This window comes from Kribbella sp. C-35, assembly GCF_046549195.1.
In the GTDB taxonomy this organism is placed as follows: Bacteria; Actinomycetota; Actinomycetes; order Propionibacteriales; family Kribbellaceae; genus Kribbella.
Window position 1 is genome coordinate 485,291 of sequence record NZ_JAJPWG010000001.1, and the last position, 17,580, is coordinate 502,870.

23 protein-coding genes are annotated in these 17,580 nt (G+C 67.9%); 8 read left to right on the top strand and 15 right to left on the bottom strand.

What is annotated here, in order from left to right:
* Positions 1–63: 63 nt before the first annotated feature.
* The 3 genes from ACLJOO_RS02415 to ACLJOO_RS02425 are packed head-to-tail and all read left to right on the top strand — an operon-like array spanning position 64 to position 1,909.
* Positions 64–1,128 (top strand): class I SAM-dependent methyltransferase, encoded by a 1,065-nt coding sequence (locus ACLJOO_RS02415; RefSeq protein ID WP_410785103.1) that lies wholly within the window; start codon positions 64–66, stop codon positions 1,126–1,128.
* Positions 1,129–1,161: 33 nt separating this feature from the next.
* Positions 1,162–1,479 carry an ArsR/SmtB family transcription factor gene (locus tag ACLJOO_RS02420; protein ID WP_410785104.1) on the top strand — a complete coding sequence of 106 codons (318 nt, stop codon included), beginning with the start codon at positions 1,162–1,164 and terminating at the stop codon, positions 1,477–1,479.
* Positions 1,469–1,909: an SRPBCC family protein gene (locus ACLJOO_RS02425; protein WP_410785105.1), complete on the top strand. Its 441-nt coding sequence runs from the start codon at positions 1,469–1,471 to the stop codon at positions 1,907–1,909. Before ACLJOO_RS02420 ends, ACLJOO_RS02425 begins: the two co-directional genes overlap by 11 nt.
* Here ACLJOO_RS02425 and ACLJOO_RS02430 read toward each other — a convergent pair.
* The 7 genes from ACLJOO_RS02430 to ACLJOO_RS02460 all read right to left on the bottom strand — a co-directional run bounded on the left by ACLJOO_RS02430 (position 1,869) and on the right by ACLJOO_RS02460 (position 7,761).
* Positions 1,869–2,660: an ABC transporter permease gene (locus ACLJOO_RS02430; RefSeq protein WP_410785106.1), complete on the bottom strand. Its 792-nt coding sequence runs from the start codon at positions 2,658–2,660 to the stop codon at positions 1,869–1,871. The genes ACLJOO_RS02425 and ACLJOO_RS02430 overlap by 41 nt on opposite strands.
* Positions 2,644–3,459, bottom strand: coding sequence for a 2-aminoethylphosphonate ABC transporter permease subunit (locus tag ACLJOO_RS02435; protein WP_410785107.1), 816 nt, complete (start codon positions 3,457–3,459; stop codon positions 2,644–2,646). The genes ACLJOO_RS02430 and ACLJOO_RS02435 overlap by 17 nt, the downstream gene beginning before the upstream one ends.
* The gene (locus ACLJOO_RS02440) at positions 3,449–4,474 is read right to left on the bottom strand and encodes an ABC transporter ATP-binding protein (RefSeq protein ID WP_410785108.1); all 1,026 of its coding nucleotides are present in this window, start codon (positions 4,472–4,474) and stop codon (positions 3,449–3,451) included. Before ACLJOO_RS02440 ends, ACLJOO_RS02435 begins: the two co-directional genes overlap by 11 nt.
* On the bottom strand, positions 4,471–5,496 hold the full coding sequence (locus tag ACLJOO_RS02445) for a 2-aminoethylphosphonate ABC transporter substrate-binding protein (protein WP_410785109.1): 1,026 nt from the start codon (positions 5,494–5,496) through the stop codon (positions 4,471–4,473). Before ACLJOO_RS02445 ends, ACLJOO_RS02440 begins: the two co-directional genes overlap by 4 nt.
* Positions 5,493–6,596 (bottom strand): TIGR03364 family FAD-dependent oxidoreductase, encoded by a 1,104-nt coding sequence (locus tag ACLJOO_RS02450; RefSeq protein ID WP_410785110.1) that lies wholly within the window; start codon positions 6,594–6,596, stop codon positions 5,493–5,495. Before ACLJOO_RS02450 ends, ACLJOO_RS02445 begins: the two co-directional genes overlap by 4 nt.
* Positions 6,597–6,779: 183 nt before the next feature.
* Positions 6,780–7,481, bottom strand: coding sequence for a GntR family transcriptional regulator (locus ACLJOO_RS02455; protein ID WP_410785111.1), 702 nt, complete (start codon positions 7,479–7,481; stop codon positions 6,780–6,782).
* A 103-nt stretch (positions 7,482–7,584) separates the two neighbouring features.
* Positions 7,585–7,761 carry a DUF5302 domain-containing protein gene (locus tag ACLJOO_RS02460; protein ID WP_157996243.1) on the bottom strand — a complete coding sequence of 59 codons (177 nt, stop codon included), beginning with the start codon at positions 7,759–7,761 and terminating at the stop codon, positions 7,585–7,587.
* A 146-nt stretch (positions 7,762–7,907) separates the two neighbouring features.
* Here ACLJOO_RS02460 and ACLJOO_RS02465 point away from each other — a divergent pair, with 146 nt between their 5' ends.
* From ACLJOO_RS02465 to ACLJOO_RS02475, 3 genes are read left to right on the top strand one after another with little or no spacing between them, the layout of a single operon-like run.
* Positions 7,908–8,558, top strand: a complete 651-nt coding sequence (locus ACLJOO_RS02465) for a LysE family translocator (RefSeq protein WP_410785112.1) — start codon at positions 7,908–7,910, stop codon at positions 8,556–8,558.
* Positions 8,559–8,592: 34 nt separating this feature from the next.
* Positions 8,593–9,267 carry a hypothetical protein gene (locus ACLJOO_RS02470; RefSeq protein ID WP_410785113.1) on the top strand — a complete coding sequence of 225 codons (675 nt, stop codon included), beginning with the start codon at positions 8,593–8,595 and terminating at the stop codon, positions 9,265–9,267.
* A gap of 44 nt (positions 9,268–9,311) precedes the next feature.
* Entirely contained in the window at positions 9,312–10,199 is an 888-nt protein-coding gene (locus ACLJOO_RS02475; protein ID WP_410787108.1) for an aminoglycoside phosphotransferase family protein, read from the top strand.
* On the opposite strand, the gene ACLJOO_RS02480 is transcribed toward ACLJOO_RS02475, so the two are convergent.
* The 4 genes from ACLJOO_RS02480 to ACLJOO_RS02495 form a co-directional block, all read right to left on the bottom strand.
* Positions 10,186–10,911 carry a class I SAM-dependent methyltransferase gene (locus ACLJOO_RS02480; RefSeq protein ID WP_410785114.1) on the bottom strand — a complete coding sequence of 242 codons (726 nt, stop codon included), beginning with the start codon at positions 10,909–10,911 and terminating at the stop codon, positions 10,186–10,188. The genes ACLJOO_RS02475 and ACLJOO_RS02480 overlap by 14 nt on opposite strands.
* Before the next feature lie 150 nt (positions 10,912–11,061).
* Complete coding sequence (locus ACLJOO_RS02485) at positions 11,062–11,847, bottom strand: ABC transporter permease (RefSeq protein WP_410785115.1); 786 nt, start codon at positions 11,845–11,847, stop codon at positions 11,062–11,064.
* Positions 11,844–12,599 carry an ABC-2 family transporter protein gene (locus ACLJOO_RS02490; RefSeq protein WP_410785116.1) on the bottom strand — a complete coding sequence of 252 codons (756 nt, stop codon included), beginning with the start codon at positions 12,597–12,599 and terminating at the stop codon, positions 11,844–11,846. Before ACLJOO_RS02490 ends, ACLJOO_RS02485 begins: the two co-directional genes overlap by 4 nt.
* Positions 12,596–13,564 carry an ATP-binding cassette domain-containing protein gene (locus ACLJOO_RS02495; RefSeq protein ID WP_410785117.1) on the bottom strand — a complete coding sequence of 323 codons (969 nt, stop codon included), beginning with the start codon at positions 13,562–13,564 and terminating at the stop codon, positions 12,596–12,598. Before ACLJOO_RS02495 ends, ACLJOO_RS02490 begins: the two co-directional genes overlap by 4 nt.
* Before the next feature lie 62 nt (positions 13,565–13,626).
* Between ACLJOO_RS02495 and ACLJOO_RS02500 the strand changes: the two genes are divergently transcribed.
* Positions 13,627–14,571 carry a helix-turn-helix transcriptional regulator gene (locus ACLJOO_RS02500; RefSeq protein ID WP_410785118.1) on the top strand — a complete coding sequence of 315 codons (945 nt, stop codon included), beginning with the start codon at positions 13,627–13,629 and terminating at the stop codon, positions 14,569–14,571.
* Between the two features lie 3 nt (positions 14,572–14,574).
* On the opposite strand, the gene map is transcribed toward ACLJOO_RS02500, so the two are convergent.
* Positions 14,575–15,354, bottom strand: coding sequence for a type I methionyl aminopeptidase (gene map, locus ACLJOO_RS02505; RefSeq protein ID WP_410785119.1), 780 nt, complete (start codon positions 15,352–15,354; stop codon positions 14,575–14,577).
* A gap of 65 nt (positions 15,355–15,419) precedes the next feature.
* On the opposite strand from map, the gene ACLJOO_RS02510 reads away from it, so the two are divergent.
* Entirely contained in the window at positions 15,420–15,686 is a 267-nt protein-coding gene (locus ACLJOO_RS02510) for a helix-turn-helix domain-containing protein (protein WP_130384096.1), read from the top strand.
* A 4-nt stretch (positions 15,687–15,690) separates the two neighbouring features.
* Here the strand turns inward: ACLJOO_RS02510 and ACLJOO_RS02515 are convergent, their stop codons facing one another.
* The 3 genes from ACLJOO_RS02515 to ychF are packed head-to-tail and all read right to left on the bottom strand — an operon-like array spanning position 15,691 to position 17,544.
* Complete coding sequence (locus ACLJOO_RS02515; protein ID WP_410785120.1) at positions 15,691–16,035, bottom strand: hypothetical protein; 345 nt, start codon at positions 16,033–16,035, stop codon at positions 15,691–15,693.
* A gap of 10 nt (positions 16,036–16,045) precedes the next feature.
* Positions 16,046–16,459: a pyridoxamine 5'-phosphate oxidase family protein gene (locus tag ACLJOO_RS02520; RefSeq protein WP_410785121.1), complete on the bottom strand. Its 414-nt coding sequence runs from the start codon at positions 16,457–16,459 to the stop codon at positions 16,046–16,048.
* Between the two features lie 8 nt (positions 16,460–16,467).
* Positions 16,468–17,544: a redox-regulated ATPase YchF gene (gene ychF, locus ACLJOO_RS02525; protein ID WP_410785122.1), complete on the bottom strand. Its 1,077-nt coding sequence runs from the start codon at positions 17,542–17,544 to the stop codon at positions 16,468–16,470.
* Positions 17,545–17,580: the final 36 nt, after the last annotated feature.

The window sequence follows — 17,580 nt, forward strand, 5'->3', positions numbered from 1 at the left end:
ATGCGATGGTCCGGCTCCTCTTCCTAGGTTCGCCGTACCAACCATGCAAGGGGGAGAAAGCGAATGACTGTTGCAATCGACAGCGACAAACTGATGGGCTTCGTCTTCAAGGCGGTCGACGAGGTGGGGGCGACGCTGAATGCGGCACTGGTCGTGATGGGCGACCGGCTCGGCTTCTACCAGGCGCTCGCCGACCACGGTCCGGCCACGCCGGCCGAGCTCGCCGAGCGGACCAGCACCGATCAGCACTACACGCGGGAGTGGCTGAACGCGCAGGCCGCGGGCGGTTTCGTCGAGTACGACGCGAGCACCGGCCGCTACACGCTGCCGCCGGAGCAGACCGTGGCGATGACCGATCCGAACAGCCCGGCGTACCTGCCCGGCTTCTTCCAGATCGCGCTCGGCACGGTGCAGCACACGACGGAGACGATCGAGGCCGCGCGGAGCGGTGCCGGGGTCGGGTGGCACGAGCACACGTCCGACGTACATGTCGGCTGTGAGCGGTTCTTCCGGCCGTCGTACAACACGAACCTGCTGCCCAGCTGGCTGCCCGCGCTGGACGGCGTGGTGGCCAAGCTGGAGCGTGGCGCGAAGGTGGCCGACATCGGCTGCGGCCACGGTTCGTCGACCATCCTGATGGCCGAGGCGTTCCCGCGGTCGACGTTCATCGGCTCGGACTACCACCAGGCGTCCATCGAGACTGCCCGGCTGCGGGCCGCGGAGGCGGGCGTCGATGATCGAGCCTCCTTCGAGGTCGCTCCGGCGGACAGCTTCAGCGGGTCCGGGTACGACCTGGTGACGACCTTCGACGCCCTGCACGACATGGGCGATCCGGTCGGCGCGGCCCGGCACGTGCGCGAGGCGCTCGCACCGGACGGCACCTGGATGCTGGTCGAACCGATGGCCGGCGACCACGTCGAGGACAACCTCAACCCGGTCGGGCGGGCGTACTACGGCTTCTCCACGCTGCTGTGCACGCCGGCCTCGTTGTCCCAGCCGGTGGGTCTCGCTCTTGGTACCCAGGCCGGCCCGGCCCGGATCCAGGATGTCACCACGGCGGCCGGGTTCAGCAGGTTCCGCACGGTCGCACAGACGCCGTTCAACCTGGTGTTCGAGGTCCGCCCTTGACACAACAGTTCACCAACTGGTGAAGTATCGGGTGTGCTGACCAGGACCTTCGGAGCGCTCGCGGACCCGACTCGGCTGGCCGTCGTCGGCCGGCTGAGTCGGGGCGACGCGACGATGGGCGAGCTGGCCGAGCCGCACCGGATCACGCCCCCGGCGATGACCAAGCACGTCACCGTGCTCGTCGACGCCGGGCTCGTGAGCCGGCGGCGGGTCGGCCGGACCGTCGTGTGCTCGCTCCGGCCGGAGGCGTTCTCCGAGCTGGAGCAGTGGCTCGGCGACCTCACGGCGTACTGGAACAGCACCGTTGACCGGTTGGAAGAACTCCTGCGAGGGGACGGCGATGGACACTGAGATCCGGATCGAAAGGGTGCTCCCGGCAACGATCGATCGGGTGTACGACGCCTGGACGCAGGCCGACCTGCTGGTTCAGTGGTACTGCCCGAACCCCAAGCTCGAGCTGAAGGTGCAGGCCGACGTCCGCGCCGGTGGTTCGTATGTCGTGGAGATGGGGCTGCACGTCGTACGCGGCACCTACCTGGAAGTGGATCCGCCGCACCGGCTGGTGTTCAGCTGGAAATGGGACGGCACCGACGACGAGCCGACGCGGGTCGAGGTCGAGCTGACCGAGACACTCGACGGCACCCGGATGCTGCTCAGCCACACCGGGTTCGCGACCGCCGAGGACGCCGCGAACCACCGCATGGGCTGGGATCCCGAGGTGCTCCGCCTGGTCGAACTGCTCAACGCTCGGCAGCCCGACCCCGCAGCCGATCGAGGATGAGCACGAGTACGACGGTGCTCGCGAGCAGCACCACTGCTTCGGCCGCGGCGACGAACGCCTGACCGCGGTCGGTGAGCGCGAAAATGCTCACCGGCAACGTCCGCCACGACGCGGGATAGACCATGATCGTCGCGCCGACCTCGCCCATCGACAGCGCGACCGAGAGCCCGGCGGCCGAGGAGATCGCGGGCAGCAGCATCGGCAGCCGGACCCGCCACAGCACGCGGGCCGGCGACGCCCCGAGCGACGCGGCAACCTCGGCGTACGAGGGGTCGGTGCGTTGCAGCGCGGCGGACACCATTCCGTAGCTGAAGGCAACCATCAGGACGAGGTGCGCGATCACCACGATCCACTTGGTGCCGTTGAGCAGCAGCGGTTCGCGGGAGAACGCGACCAGCAGCCCGAGCCCGACGACCACCGACGGTACTGCGATCGGCAGGTGATGCATCGCGTCCGCGAGCCGCTTGAACCGGGTGTCTGCGGAGGACAGAGCACCCCAAGAGCCGAAGACGACCGCGAGCAGGCCGCCCAGGAACGCGGTCTGCAGGCTCACGGACAGCGAGGCCAGTTCGTCACCGGACAACGCCTGCCGCAGGTGATCGGCCGTCGGGTCGGCCGGCAGTACGCCGTTCCACGAGCCGGCGAACGCGGCCGCAGTCACGACCACGAACGGGGCGAGTACGAGCAGCCCGAACACCACGGCGAACACGAGCCAGACGATCGCCTTCCCGGGCTTAGTCCAGACGAGCACGGCGCCCTCCCAGTGCCATTCGCAGTACGGCGTACAGGCCGAGGGACAACGCGATCTGTACGACGGCGATCACGCACGCTCCCGGGTAGTCGAACATCACGATGCCCTTGGTGTGCACGAGCATCGGCAACGTGGTGGTGCCTTTCGCGCCGAGGAACAGGACGATGCCGAACTCGTTCAGCGTCAGCAGCAGCGTCAGGCTTCCGCCCGCGAGGAGGGCGGGTCGTACTTCGGGGAGTACGACCTGGCGCAGCACCCGCCACGGGCCCGCGCCGAGACTGGCGGCTACGTCGAGCTGAGCTCGGGGCAGCCGACTCATTGCCGCCAGCAACGGTCGCATCACGAACGGGGTGTAGAAGGTGATCTCGGCGAGGACCACTGCCCATGGTGAGGTGAGGAACCCGCCGGCGCGCAGGATGCCGGTGCTGCCGTAGATGAACGTGAAGGAGAGCGCGACCAGGAACGACGGGAGCGCGAGCATCGTGTCGACGAGTCCGGCGACGAGGCGGGCGCCCGGGAAGGGGACGAAGCTGATCACGACTGCGAGGAAAGTCCCGACCGCAAGACAGCCTGCGGTTGAGCTCACCGCGATCTGCACCGTCCGCAGCAGCGCGTTCCGGAACTCGGCTGATCCGATCACCTCACCCCACGCCGGGGCGGATTCCACCGCGACCAGCACGAGCGGGTAGACGACCAGGACGGCGATCAGCAGGAGCGGCGGCAACACCCACAACCATCGGCCGTCCCGCTGCGGTCGATTGCTGACGACAACCCCGGCGCCCAGCGCCTCAACAGCCATCAGCCCGCACCAGACTGCACGCCTCCACCGGCATCACCAGCGAAACCTCCGCCCCAACCTCAGGCACCCACCGATCAGCCGGTACGTCGACCCGCACCGTCACGTCCTCGACCCTGCAGGTGACCTGGTTGAACGCCCCACGCCACTGCACCCCCACCACCCGCGCCCCGCTGCCATTGGTTTCCAGACGGATCGCGTGAGGTCGGATACACAGAAGGTTCTTACCTGACACGGCTTGCAGACCTGGGAGTACTCGGCCGGCCACCTTCACTCCACCTTCGACTGACTCGACCGGGAGCAGGTTCGCCCCGCCCAGGAACGAAGCGGTGAAGGCCGACGGCGGAGCGGCGTACAGCTCGGCAGCCGGCGCGACATCGACCAACCGCGCATCCCGCATCACAGCGATCCGGTCCGCCAACGCGAGCGCCTCGGACTGATCATGCGTCACGTAGATGATCGCGATGTCCGGCACCTCCTGCCGCAGCTTCTGCAGCTCGCCGAGCATGTCCGCCCGCAACTGCGCATCTAGCGCCGCTAGCGGTTCGTCGAGCAACAGCACCGGCGGCCGGATCGCAAGCGCCCGCGCGATCGCAACCCGCTGCTGCTGACCACCGGACAGCTCACGAGGAAACCGCCGCGCGTACGCCGACATACCAACCATCTCGAGCATCTCGCTGACCCGCGCCGCCACCTCAGCCCTCGGCCTACGCGCCGCCTTCAGCCCGAACGCCACGTTGTCCGCAACCCGCAAATGCGGAAACAACGCGTACTGCTGCACCACAACCCCGATCCCCCGCTTAGCCGGCGGAAGATCGGTCACATCGTTGCCGGCCAACCGAACCCGCCCCCGACTCGGCCGGACGAACCCCGCCACGGCCTTCAACGCGGTCGACTTCCCAGAGCCCGACGGCCCGAGCAGCGCGACCGTCTCACCAGCCGCGACACTCAGATCAAACCCTTCCAGCGCACAAGTACGCCCGAAGTGCACCGTCACGTCCTCGAGCTGGACAGTCATCCCACAGCCTTGGTGTACGCCGCCACGTCCGCATCCAAGTCGGTCAGCACAGCGGACCAGTCGGGCTGCCAGACCTCGACGCCCTGGGTCGCCTTCTCCACCGTCTGGAAGTTCGCGTCGGTCGGCTTCACATCGCCCCGAGCCGGGATCCCGAACGCGTCCTGCGACACCGTCTGCTGTGCCTCGGTCGACAGCAGGTACTCCATCAGTTGCTTGCCACCGTCAACATTCGGCGCACCGGCGCCGAGGCCCATCACGTACGGCAGCGCGAGCGTCGTACGCTTGCCGTCCTTGCCCGCCGGGAAGAAGATGCCGAACGCCGACTTGTCGTTCGCGATCGACGCCGCATTCATCTGGACGTCGCCGTTCGCGACCAGCAGCTCGCCCTTGCTGACCTTCGGCTGCAACTTGCCGGTCGACGCCGACGGGCCGACGTTGTTGGTCTCCAGCTTCTTCAGATAGTCGAGGGCACCCGGCTTCCCCAGCAGGTGCTGAAGCAGCAGCAGTACGGCGGTGCCATCGCCGGCCTGCCCCGGGGTCGAGTACTGCAGCTTCCCCTTGAACTTCGGGTCGAGCAGCTCGTCGAACGTCTTCGGCGTACCCGCCTGCTGGTTGGCGATGAAGCACAGGTAGTTGTCGACGACCGCGACATAGTCGTCGCCCTTGACGCCCTTCACCTGATCGGCGCCCGGTACGTCGTACTTCTGCAGCAGCCCGTCCTGCGATGCCTTCTGGATGAACGGCGGCAGCGTCACGACGACGTCGGCCTGCGGGTTCGACTTCTCCTTCTGCAGACGCGACACCACCTCACCGGAGCCGGCCTCGACCGTCTGCACCTTGATCCCGGTCTTCTGCGTGAACGCGTCGAATCGGGTCTTGTACCAATCAGCAAGGCCGTCCGCCGTGTAGACGGTGACGGTCTTCGCGGCGCCGTCACCGGTTGATGCCGCTCCGGTTCCACCACAGGCGGCGGTTCCGGCGAGCAACAGGGTGGCGGCGAGCAGGGTCTTGAGAGCCTTCACTTCTCTGTCCTTCCGATGTCGTCGAAGGTCGCCTCAGCGATCGCGGGCGATATGGTCATGCCGCGCCCACCGGGACCGGTCACCAGGTGCACGCCGTCGGCAATTTCCCGCCGGACGATCACCTCGTCGCCGGTCGCCTGCGAGTACACGCCGGCCCATCGCCGCACGATCTTGGGCAGCTTGCGGCCGAGGAGGTTCTCCGCGGTGTCCTGCAGGTAGTCGTACGGATCGCTCTGTACGTCGAACCCGAACGGCTCGGCGTATTCGTGGGTGTCACCAATCGTCAGGCCGCCGTGCGCCCGCTGCACCATCAGCAGCTGCATCCTGTGGTCCGCGGCAACGGGGGCCTGCGCCGGCAGGTCGTTGATTGCGTTTCCGCTGTACGCCGGGTAGTACCGGAAGCTGTCTCCGTCGGCGACCGCCGTGGTGAGCGTGTCGCCGAGCGGTGCCGTCTGCATCATCTGCAGGCGCACCCGGCGTACCGGAAGGTCGTCGGTCAGTTCGCGGATCAGGCCGCTGTGCCAGGCGCCCGTACAGAGAATGACGAGGTCAGCTGAATGCGTGACCCCGTTATCGTCGACGACCCGGCCGGTGTGGACGTTGCGCACTTCCCGTCCACCGAGGAACTGGTAGCGGTTCGACTTCAGCAGCTCGGCCCGGAGTGCCGGCAGCACCTCACGCGGCTCGACGATCGCGTCCCGCGCACACCACAACGCGCCGCGCAGGTCGCCCTGCAACGCCGGGTTACGTTCCCGGGTCTGCTCCGCGTCGAGCACCTGGAACTCGCGCGCCACCGCATCCGGTCGGGCCGCGGCCTCCTTGGCAACCGCCAGCTCGGCCTCGGTACGGCAGACGGTCAGCGAGCCGACCGTACGGACATCGACGCCCGGCACCTCGGCCCACAGGTCACGGGCCCGCTGCGCCAGCTCGATCTCGGCCCCGTCGGCGCGACCGCTGACCCAGACCAGGCCGAAGTTCCGCACGCTCGCACCCCGCGCCTCGATCTCCCGCTCGAGCTGCAGCACCTCGTGCCCACGCCGTACCGCCTCCCAGGCGTGAAACGTGCCCAGCACCCCACCACCCACCACAACCACCCGCACACCGGCTCCTCTCGTCGCGACCAAGATTGGTCCGGACCAATGACAGGAGCGTACGAGAACGTCGACGGGCGGGTGAACCGCGGACGAACAGTTCTCCAGGCCATCACAATTGCGCTCGCGCGGGAGCCTTCCGCGGCGATCGCCGTGGAGGCCGCAGTTGTGATGGCCTGGGGATCCGAGGGGTTAGGGGCGGAGGGTGGCGCGGAAGCCGACGCGGTCGCCGCGGTAGAGGGAGCGGACGGCTTCGATCGGGCGGCCGTCGGTGTCGCGGCTGGTTCGGTGCAGCAGGAGCATCGGGAGCGACTGGGTGGCCTTGAGGAGTTCGGCCTCCCGCGGGGTCGCGATCACGGTCTCGACCAGCTCCTCCCCCTCGCCGAACCGCACGCCGAGCTGATCGGTCAGGCACCGGTACAGCGACCCGGTCGGCTCGAGCAGCTCACGCAACGTCGGGAAGCGCGCGACCGAGAGGTACGTCGTCTCGAGCCCGATCGGCTGCCCGTCCGCGAACAGCACCCGCTCCAGCCGGTGTACCGGGTCCCCCTCGGCGACCTTCAACTGCTCCGCGAGCTCGACATCGGCGACCACCTCGTCGAACGCGACCACCTCACGCCCCGGTGTATGCCCCTGGGCCCGCAACGCCTCGGTGTAACTCACGAGGGCCAGCGGCTGTACCAGCTTCGGCGTCGCGACGAACGTCCCCTGCCCCTGCCGCGCCCGCAGCCGGCCGTCGGCGATCAGCTCCCGAATCGCCTGTCGCATGGTCCACCGAGAGACCCCGAACTCCTTGGCGAGTACCCGCTCCGGCGGCAACGCCGCTCCCTCGCCCAGCCGCTCCAGCACGTCCACCAGCTTGGTCTTCACCACGAAATGCAGCGGCTCACTCACAGAGCCGACAATAGTCGAGGCTCGAGTCCGCCCCGCGGAGAAAGGTCGAGCCCCGGGCGGCAACCCGGGGCTCCTTCTGGATGGATGGACAGTTTGGCGGAACTCAGCTGCCGGACTTGCGCCGGAACTGGCGCTTCTGCTTGTCGTTGTGCGCGTCGCCGACGCCCTGCCCCCGCACTCCGGATCCCGGATGCGAGTGCTTCCCGGCGTTCTTCTTCTCGAGCGCTTCCCGAAACTTCTTCTGCAGATCGTCCGCCGGCTCGCTGGACTTGTCGCTCATACCGTCTCCTTCAAACCGTAGGCGTACGGACCCCACGCTAACCGAGGGTGAGTGCTACCCGCGAGTGGATTCCAGCTCGCGGAAATCCCCCGCGGCGGATCGGGCGCCGCTGTTAGGTTCGGAGTACGTCGAGGGAGGGACACGGAATGCTGGTCAGCAACGAGGCACTGCTCGGGATCGCCCTGGTCGAGCTGGGCCTGGTGATCGTGCCGGGACCGAACATGATCTACCTGATCTCCCGCTCGATCGCCCAGGGCCGCCGCGCGGGCCTGATCTCGCTGGCCGGCGTCGGGATCGGCTTCCTGACCTACTTGCTCGCGGCAAGCGCCGGCCTCGCGACCCTGTTCGCGCTGGTCCCCGAGATCTACGTCGCACTGAAGCTGGCCGGCGCGGCGTACCTGCTCTGGCTCGCGTGGAACGCGTTCCGCCCTGGCGGTGCGTCGGTCTTCGCGACCCAGGAGCTCGAGCCGGACCGCCCGCGCAAACTGTTCGGCATGGGCCTGCTCACCTGCCTGCTGAACCCGAAGATCGCGATCCTCTACATCTCGCTGCTCCCCCAGTTCCTCGACCCGTCCCGCGGGCACCTCGGCCTACAGAGCCTGATCCTCGGGCTCACCCAGCTCACGGTCGGCGTCGCGATGAACGCCGTCTTCGTGATCACCGCCGGCTCGGTCGCCGTGTTCCTCGCCCGCCGCCCGACCTGGATGCGCATCCACCGCTACCTCACCGGCACCGCCCTGGCCGTCTTCGCGATCCGCCTCGCCACCGACCGCGCCCGCCCACTCGCGACCCACTGAGAACTGTCGGACCGGCCGACTAGCCTCCTCCGGGATGAACGATTTCGTTGCCTCGTCCCTCGATCGGCTCGTCGCCGCCTGGAACACCGCGCCGGTCGCCGCCCTCGTCCGCGACCGCGGCCTGCCCGCGATCACCCGCGAGTACCTGCTCGACGAGTTCGCCTGGCAGGACGCGGAGGATGCCACGCAGGCGCTGACCAAGCACTTCGCCGGCGCCCGCTTCGCCGACGAGGTCGAGTACGGCGTACTCCTCGTCCCGGACCCCGCGAAGCTCGACACCCGCGGCCCGCTGCCGGACGAGGTCCGCCCGACGCCATCACCCGACGTGTTCGACGAACGCCTGCCCGCCGGGGTCGCGCTGCCGGGCGATCGTCCGTGGCAGCTCGTCGTGAGCGTGATCGGGTCGTACGGGCCGTCACTCGGCAGCTACAACGACGTGATCGCCTCGGACGACTTCAAGGTGGACGGGCAGGACACCCGGCAGTGGATGACCCGTCAGGTCTGGGGCGCCCGAGTGCTGCAGTGTGGGGCGACACCGCCGGACTGCGAGCACAACGAGCGGTGGACGTTCACCCTGTTCCCCGGTGAGGAACTCGTCGACGGGCAGGCCGAATCCGGGACGGTACTGAAGGGCAAGGTCCGCTTCCGCCTCGGCAAACCGAATCGCGGGATCGGCTCAGCTCGGGTCGCCTCTGCAGTCCTCGTCTAAATCGTGTGCGGCTCACCCGCAGCTCCCGGATACTTCTGGGCGTGATGCACGAGGGGCAACTGGATGTGAACGTCGAGCTGGTCGAAGGGCTCGTCAAGGAGCAGTTCCCGGAGTGGAGCGGGCTCGCCGTTCGCGCCGTACCGTCGCACGGGACCGTCAACGCGGTGTTCCGGATCGGTGACGAGCTGGCCGCGCGGTTCCCGATCCAGCCCGGTGACGCGGCGGCCGTGCGGCAGGAGCTCGAGGGCGAGGCGGAGGCGGCGCGGCGATTGCACGCGATGTCGCCGTACCCGACGCCGCGGCCGGTCGCGATCGGTGCACCCGGCTTTGGTTATCCGCTGCCGTGGGCAGTGCAGACCTGGGTGGACGGGACGATCGCGTACGACGCCGATGTCGCCGGGTCGACCGCCTTCGCCGAGGATCTCGCGCGGTTCGTGCTCGCGTTGCGGGCGCAGCCGACCGACGGACGCGTGTTCACGAGTCCCTCGCGTGGCGGGGTGCTGACCTCGCAGGACGAGTGGGTCGCGGACTGCCTGGAGCGCAGTCGCGGGATGATCGACGTCGACGGCCTCACCCGGTTGTGGGCCGACCTGCGAACGACGCCGCGCACCGAACTGGACGTGTGGACGCACCGCGACCTGATGCCCGGCAACCTGCTCGCCAAGGACGGCCGGCTGGCGGGCGTGATCGACGTCGGCATGTTCACGGTCTCGGATCCGGCGATGGATCTGCAGCCCGCGTGGAATCTCCTCGATCCCACCGCCCGCGAGGCGTTCCGCACCGCGCTCGGCAGCGACGACGCCGAGTGGCGCCGCGGCATGGGCTGGTCGTTCGCCCAGGCCATCGGCTGCCTCTGGTACTACGTCGACACCAACCCGGTCATGTCCCGCACCGCCCACCACACCCTCACCGCACTGCTCAAATCGCCCTAGCGACGAAGACCCACTCCTTGCCCGGCCGGTCCGGCGCCTCCCGTACGTCGTCGACCATGAACCCGGCCGCTGTCAGCGATTGCTCGACCTCGTCCTGGTCGCGGAACCGCAGGGTGGAATGCGACGTGAGTACGGCGCCGTCCGACGAGAACACGTACGTGCCCTGGAAGGAAACGAACGGCAGCTCCACCGAGAGCAGATCGCTCCAGGCCTCCACCGTTTCACCGCCCGCAACCTGCCGCACCTGATGGGTACGCTCGCGCGTCCACTCCTCCCACTGGCGCCGCGCCGGATCCCGCGTCTCGAACACGAACCGACCGCCCTCGGTCAACGCGGCCCGCACTCCCCGCACCGTCGCCGCCCACTCCTCGTCCGTCAGGAACACCTGCGCCACGTTTCCCGTCATCAACGCAAGGTCCACCTGCAACGGCGGCAACGTCGTCGCATCCCCGTGGATCCACTGGACCCGATCCGCAAACTCCTTGCCCCGAGCAACCTTCAACGAAGCCGTCGCCGGATCCACCCCGACAACGTCCACCCCGCCTTTGGCGAGCAGACAGGCCAACTCACCCGTCCCGCACCCCACGTCCAGCACCTTCGCCGCGCCGAACTCCGCCACGATCGCCTCGTAGTGCTCCAGATCCCCCCGATCCGGATCCAGCGCGTCATAAACCGCCGCCAACCGAGGCTCCCCGAACAAAGCGTCAACCATGCCCGCGACCGTAACCCGCTGCCCTCGGTCCAGCCACTGTTTTTGAACCTAAGAACAGGACGTCCATGTCTACGTATGGCGGCCCGCACGCCTGACCGGACGCCGGAGCGCCCTCGAATCGGGCACACCTCCTGTTCTTAGCGCACACACTCACGAGGTCGCCCCGGTGTAGCGACGCAACCCAGCCCGCCAAGCTAGCGCTGCTAGGACGGCGGCACCTGCTGCTGCGAGCACTCCGGCGAGTAGTACGCCGAGTTGAGGGCCGCGGAGTAGTGCGGTTGACGGGACGCTGGCGATGAGCGCCATCGGGAAGACGTAGGTGAGGAGGATGCGGAGCGGGCGGGCGAAGACGTCCGTCGGATAGCGGCCGAGTTGCCAGGCCGAGTGGTAGAAGACGTCCAACTGCAGCTTCGGCGCCCAGAACGCCAAGCAAGCCAGCAGCACGCTCAACGCCCAGGTCACCACCGTCCCCGCCACGACCAGCACCAACCAACTCACCACGCCGCCAACACCCGGCGACCGATCAGCGGCTCCGATCCCCCACGCCAACACGCCGACCCCGAGAACGACCTGGATGAGCTGCAGCGGCGACGACAACGACAAGCTGGACAGGAACAAACTCGGCGCCGGCTGCAACAGATAGCCGTCCAGCTTCCCCTCGCGGATCCCGGTCTCGGGGAACCACGACAGGTTGGGATCGATGAACGTCGTCCGCAGCCCGGTGATCAGCTGATACGTGCCGATCAGGACCAGGAACTCCGCCTTCGACCAGCCCGCCAACGTGTCGGCCCGGGTGAACACGATCAGCACGGCCGCGATCGCCGTACCCAGACCGGTGAACGCAAGAATCACGTCGAAGACGAGGTTGACCCGGAACGCCACGCTCCGGCGCAGAGACATCGAGAAGCCTGCCGCCAGCAAACGAAGGAGTTTCACGAGCCCACCGCCGTGTACCGACGAACGCCGGCTCGCCACAGGACCATGACCACTCCCACCAGCACGACCACCCACACCAGCTGATAGACCAGCGATCCACCGCTCCGCGTTCCAGCGGCGATCTCCGCCGGTAGACCGTTCATCCCGTAGAACGGCAGCACCTCCGCGACCCGGCGCAACCCGTCCGGCAGCAACCCGATCGGCGCCGCCGTACCGCCGAACAGGAACACCAACTGGCTCCCGAAACCCACCACCGCGTGCACCCGATCCGTCCAGAACGCCGTCAACGACAACAGGAAAGTCCACAGGAAAACGAGCACGGCCGCGAGCAGGACGTACGGCGTGCTCCGCAGCACTGCCCACCCGTCGAATCCGACCTGCAACGCGATCCCCGTGAGCAGCACGATGGGTGCCCCGAGCAACGTCAGCCAGGCACGGATCGCGAGATTCATGCCGATCACGCCGACCACCACCGGCTGCGGCCTGAGCAGTTCGTGGCTGAGCGTCCCGTTGTAGATCCGTTCGGAAAACGTGTGCTGCTCGAACGACTCGGTCATCAGCGTGACCAGGATGATCGCGACGTAGTACCGCGCGATCGCCGGATCGTCCGGATAGACCGCGGACCAGACGAACAACCCGATCAGCGGCGCGACCACGGCCTGCACGACGAGCGTCAGCAGGAACCACCACGCGCCGGACCACTCCAGCACTTCCTGACGGAGCCGGAATCCCAGCAGTACTGCGGTTCTCATCGCAGCCCCTCCCGGTACGCCTGGTCGATGACCTTCTCCAGCGGCGGCTCTTCGACCGCGAGGTCCACGACCTCCAACGCCTGCAGCAGGCGGCCCGTCGTACCCGCGACCTCGTCCCGCGGGACCCGCAGCACCCACTGCCCGTCCGCCTTCTCGACCACCTCGCCGAACGATGAAGGGTCCCCTTGCGTGGAGATCCGGATCAGTTTGTACGGCGACAGGCGTGCGGACAGTTCCGCGAGCGGACCGTCGTACTGAACCTTGCCCTTGTCGATCAGGATCAGGCGCGGGCAGAGCGAGGCGACGTCGGCCATGTAGTGGCTGGTCAGGAGTACGGTCGCGCCGGTCTGTTCGACGTACTCCTGGACGAACTCGCGGATCTGGCTCGCGGCGCTGACGTCGAGGCCGATCGTCGGCTCGTCGAGGAACAGCACCTCGGGGCGGTAGATCAGCGCCATCGCGAGCCCGACCCGCATCCGCTCGCCGAGGCTGAGTGCGCGGAGTTGCCGCTCGAGCAGCGGGTCGAGTTCGAGGAGGGCTTCGAGTTCGGCGAGGGTACGGCGGAACGTGGCGCGCGGGACGTCGTACAGCAGGCGCTGATACTCGAGGGAGTCCATCACGGTCAGCTCCTGCGAACCGCCGACCGGCTGGCTGCCGCGGACGAACGCGATCCGCTTGAGGAAGACGGAACGGCGTTGCCACGGGACAGCGTCGAGAACCTGGACCGCGCCGCTGGTGGGGTGCAGGATCCCGGAGAGGATCTTCATCGTCGTGGTCTTGCCGGCGCCGTTCGGGCCGATGAACCCCGCGACCTCGCCCGGGGCGATCGTGAACGACACCTCGTCGAGGGCCTGGACGGTTTTGTACTCGCGGCGTACCAGCGAACCGAACGCCGCCCGCAGCCCGCCTTTGCGGACCGGAGCCTTGTAGGACATCGAGAGGTTTTCCACCTCGACTGCAGTCATGGTGGCGACCGTAGAGGGAAAAGACGCCAGCTCCTGGCTTGTTTTCCTGAGATCATCGGAGGATGCGCGCCGAACGGCTCCTCCGACTGCTGCTGCATCTGCAGACCCGCGGTCAGTCGACGGTCGCGCAGCTGTCGGCCGCGCTGGATGTTTCGCCGCGTACGATCCAGCGCGATCTCGATGCGCTGAGCCTTGCCGGCGTTCCGGTGTACTCGATCCGCGGGCGCGCTGGTGGGTGGACGCTGCTGCCTGACTACCGCAGCCGATTGACCGGGCTGACGCCGTCGGAGGTCATGTCGGTGTTCGTCGGCGCGACCGCGCATGTCCTCGCTGACCTCGGCCTCGACGCGTCCAGTGAGCTCGCCGTCACGAAGTTGATCGCATCACTTCCCGAAGGCACTCGCCGCGAGGCCGAGTACGCCCGGCAGCGCCTCCTGATCGACCACGCCGGCTGGGACGACCGCCGCGAAACCCCACGCTGGCTGGACCTCTGCCGCCAAGCCCTCTGGGAGGAACGCCGCCTCGAAATCACGTACGGCGAACCCACCGACGACGGTCCGCGGAGGGGGCCGTTTGCGGTCTCGCCTCTTGGGCTGGTCGCCAAGGCGCGCACCTGGTATCTGGTCGCCGCCCGCACCGACGGCCGCCTCCGCACCTACCGCCTGTCCCGCCTGACCTCGGCCGAGCTCACCACCGATGTCTTCACCAGACCCGCCGACTTCGACCTGGCCGCCTACTGGGCCCAGTCCCAGCGCGAGTTCCAGGCCTTGCGTCCGTCGTACCCGATCGTCCTGAAGGTCCGCGACCACGCCGTCCGCCGCTTCCGCCCGACCGCCCCGATGCTCCCCGCCGAGGACAACTGGTGGATCATCCACACCGACCTCGAAAACCCCCACGAAGCCCGAGCCGCCGTCCTGGCACAAGCCGGCGCCGCCCAAGTCATAGCCCCACCCGAACTAATAACCCTGGTCCGCAACGCCGCCCGCGAAATCGCAAACACCCACTAACACTCAGCCCTGCACCTTCGGGAGGGTGAGGATTTCTGGGCCGGTTTCGGTGATGGCGATGGTGTGTTCGGTGTGGGCGGTGCGGCAGCCGGTGATGCTGCGGAGGGTCCAGCCGTCGTCGTCGGTGACGAGTTCGGCGGTGTCCTGCATGACCCACGGCTCGAGGGCGAGCAGCAGGCCGGGGCGGAGTTTGTAGCCGCGGCCGGGCCGGCCCGTGTTCGAGACGTGCGGGTCCTGGTGCATCGTAGAACCGATGCCGTGACCGCCGAACTCGGTGTTGATCGGGTACCCGGCCGCGCTCAGCACGGTCCCGATCGCCCGCGAGATGTCGCCGATCCGGGCCCCGGGAACAGCGGCCGCGATCCCCTCGGCCAAGGCGCGTTCGGTCGTGCTGATCATCGCGACGTCCTCGGGAGCCTTCGACCCGCCCACGATGAAGCTGATCGCCGCGTCCGCCGCGATCCCACCCAGGGAGACGGCGAGATCGAGCGTCAGCAGGTCACCGTCGGCGAGCTGGTAGTCGGACGGCTTCCCGTGCAGTACGGCGTCGTTGACCGCCGTACAGATGTAGTGACCGAACGGCCCGCGTCCGAACGACGCCTCGTAGTCGACGTAACAGGACTGCCCTCCAGCCTCGGCGATCAAGGCCTTAGTCCACTGGTCGATGTCCAGCAGGTTCGTGCCGACCGCGGTCCGGCTCTTCAATGTCTGCAGGATGCCGCCGACCAACGCGCCGGATTGCTTGGCTTGGGCCAGTTGGCGGGCGTCCAGGATCTCGATCATGCATGGCCTCTCGTGTGCATCCAATAACTATACCGGCCATATTATCCCGGTACTATCATCGGATCATGGTCCGGCTGCCGCTCACCCCCGCGGAGGTCGAGCGCGGCGAGCGCCTCGGCACTCTCCTTCGCCGCGCCCGGGGCGATCGCTCGATGCTCCAGACCGCCCTCGACGCCGGCGTCTCCCCCGAAACCCTCCGCAAGATCGAGTCCGGCCGCGTCGCCACCCCGGCGTTCCCCACCATCGCCGCGATCGCCGACGTCCTCGGCCTCTCCCTCGACACCTTGTGGACCGAGGTAAACCAAACCGAACCAAAACGCCTGGTCTCCTAAACCGTCAGTCGTCGCGGGTCACGACAGCGAAGAAGTCGCTGCACCAGAAGGCGAAGAAGCCCTCTCCCTCCGCCACGCGGTAGCTGATGTTCTCCAGCTGGTGCGTAGCGATGTCCCTGACGTCGATCACGTCCAAGCGCGCGGGAACGAAGTCGGGCCAGGACACCTGCAGATCGACCACCCCCAAGAAGGTCACCTCCAGCCGTGACCGGCCGTCCACGGACTCGGTGGTCAGCCTTACGGTCTGCCCGGCCTGCTCGTGGCTGACCAGGAAGCTCCGCAGGATCGGTATGTCGACCGTACGAAGGCGTGACAAGCCCACGGAGTCGTTGGTAACCGTCTCGATCATCCGACCGGGTCTACCAGGGATTGCCTTCTATGACGAGGGCGGGGTCGGGTCGGGCGTCGTAGTGGCGCAGCCAGTCCGGAACGACGCGGACGATCGAGAACCCGGCGGCGAGTGCGCGCGATCCCGGGAACTGGGCAAGGTAGACCTTCCCGTAGGCATCCCGCTCGGGCCCGGACAGGATCTCCGCAGATCCTTCGACCTGGACGGACACACCGCCGTCCCAACCGATCACCAGGGCGGCCCTTGGGTGGGCACGGAGGTTGTCGACCTTGCGGGTCGCAGTGTACGAGTCGAAGAGCAGATCGCCGTCGTCGGTGGCGGCGAGGCCGACCAGCGCAGCTTCCGGATTACCCCCGGCGTCGACCGTCGCAACAACGCCCTGCCGCGCCCGTCGGACGAACGCGACGAACTCTTCACGCGTCATCAGGTTCGTCAGACGTTGAAGCGGAACTCCACCACGTCGCCGTCCTGCATGACGTAGTCCTTGCCTTCCATGCGGACCTTGCCGGCGGAGCGGGCGGCGTTCATCGAGCCGGCGTCGATGAGGTCGTCGAAGGAGACGATCTCGGCCTTGATGAAGCCGCGCTGGAAGTCGGTGTGGATGACACCGGCGGCCTCAGGCGCGGTGGCGCCGCGCTTGATCGTCCAGGCGCGGGACTCCTTCGGACCGGCGGTCAGGTACGTCTGCAGCCCCAGCGTGTCGAACCCGACGCGCGCGAGTACGTCGAGACCGGGCTGGTCGATGCCCATCTCGGCGAGCATCTCGCGGGCCTCGTCCTCGTCACCGAGCTCGACCAGCTCGGCCTCGAACTTCGCGTCCAGGAAGATCGCCTCGGCCGGTGCGACCAGGTCCCGCATCTTCTGCTTCAGTTCCTCGTCGGCGAGCTCGTCGGAGTCGCAGTTGAAGACGTACAGGTACGGCTTGGCGGTCATCAGCATCAGCTCGCGGATCGCGTCCCGGTCCACTCCGGTGGCGATGATCGGCGTACCCGCCTCGAGGTGCTTCTGCGCCTCGCGCACCGCCTCCAGGACGACCGCCGACCCCTTCTTCAGCCGGGCTTCCTTCTCCAGCCGCGGGATCGCCTTCTCGACGGTCTGCAGGTCGGCGAGGATCAGCTCGGTCTGGATCGTGGAGATGTCGTCGGCCGGCGAGACCTTGCCGTCGACGTGCGTGACGTCGTCGTCGCGGAACACCCGGGTGACCTGGCAGATCGCGTCCGACTCGCGGATGTGGCTGAGGAACTTGTTCCCCAGGCCCTCACCCTCCGACGCGCCGCGGACGATGCCGGCGATGTCGACGAACTGCACCGTGGCCGGAATCACCTTCTGCGAACTGAACAGCTCGGCGAGCTTCCCCAGCCGCGGGTCCGGGACACCGACCACTCCGACGTTCGGCTCGATGGTCGCGAACGGGTAGTTCGCGGCGAGTACGTCGTTCTTGGTCAGCGCGTTGAACAGGGTGGACTTGCCCGCGTTCGGGAGCCCGACGATTCCGATGGTGAGTGCCACGGGAGGCAAGGTTACGCGGGTAACCCCGCCGTACCC

Excerpts from the sequence above, each read along its gene's own strand:
- ACLJOO_RS02415 (WP_410785103.1), top strand. The coding sequence starts at position 64 with ATGACTGTTGCAATCGACAGCGACAAACTGATGGGCTTCGTCTTCAAG.
- ACLJOO_RS02425 (WP_410785105.1), top strand. The coding sequence starts at position 1,469 with ATGGACACTGAGATCCGGATCGAAAGGGTGCTCCCGGCAACGATCGAT.
- ACLJOO_RS02435 (WP_410785107.1), bottom strand. The coding sequence starts at position 3,459 with ATGGCTGTTGAGGCGCTGGGCGCCGGGGTTGTCGTCAGCAATCGACCG.
- ACLJOO_RS02440 (WP_410785108.1), bottom strand. The coding sequence starts at position 4,474 with ATGACTGTCCAGCTCGAGGACGTGACGGTGCACTTCGGGCGTACTTGT.
- ACLJOO_RS02460 (WP_157996243.1), bottom strand. The coding sequence starts at position 7,761 with ATGAGCGACAAGTCCAGCGAGCCGGCGGACGATCTGCAGAAGAAGTTT.
- ACLJOO_RS02465 (WP_410785112.1), top strand. The coding sequence starts at position 7,908 with ATGCTGGTCAGCAACGAGGCACTGCTCGGGATCGCCCTGGTCGAGCTG.
- ACLJOO_RS02470 (WP_410785113.1), top strand. The coding sequence starts at position 8,593 with ATGAACGATTTCGTTGCCTCGTCCCTCGATCGGCTCGTCGCCGCCTGG.
- ACLJOO_RS02475 (WP_410787108.1), top strand. The coding sequence starts at position 9,312 with ATGCACGAGGGGCAACTGGATGTGAACGTCGAGCTGGTCGAAGGGCTC.
- ACLJOO_RS02480 (WP_410785114.1), bottom strand. The coding sequence starts at position 10,911 with ATGGTTGACGCTTTGTTCGGGGAGCCTCGGTTGGCGGCGGTTTATGAC.
- ACLJOO_RS02490 (WP_410785116.1), bottom strand. The coding sequence starts at position 12,599 with ATGAGAACCGCAGTACTGCTGGGATTCCGGCTCCGTCAGGAAGTGCTG.
- ACLJOO_RS02495 (WP_410785117.1), bottom strand. The coding sequence starts at position 13,564 with ATGACTGCAGTCGAGGTGGAAAACCTCTCGATGTCCTACAAGGCTCCG.
- ACLJOO_RS02500 (WP_410785118.1), top strand. The coding sequence starts at position 13,627 with ATGCGCGCCGAACGGCTCCTCCGACTGCTGCTGCATCTGCAGACCCGC.
- map (WP_410785119.1), bottom strand. The coding sequence starts at position 15,354 with ATGATCGAGATCCTGGACGCCCGCCAACTGGCCCAAGCCAAGCAATCC.
- ACLJOO_RS02510 (WP_130384096.1), top strand. The coding sequence starts at position 15,420 with ATGGTCCGGCTGCCGCTCACCCCCGCGGAGGTCGAGCGCGGCGAGCGC.
- ACLJOO_RS02515 (WP_410785120.1), bottom strand. The coding sequence starts at position 16,035 with ATGATCGAGACGGTTACCAACGACTCCGTGGGCTTGTCACGCCTTCGT.
- ACLJOO_RS02520 (WP_410785121.1), bottom strand. The coding sequence starts at position 16,459 with ATGACGCGTGAAGAGTTCGTCGCGTTCGTCCGACGGGCGCGGCAGGGC.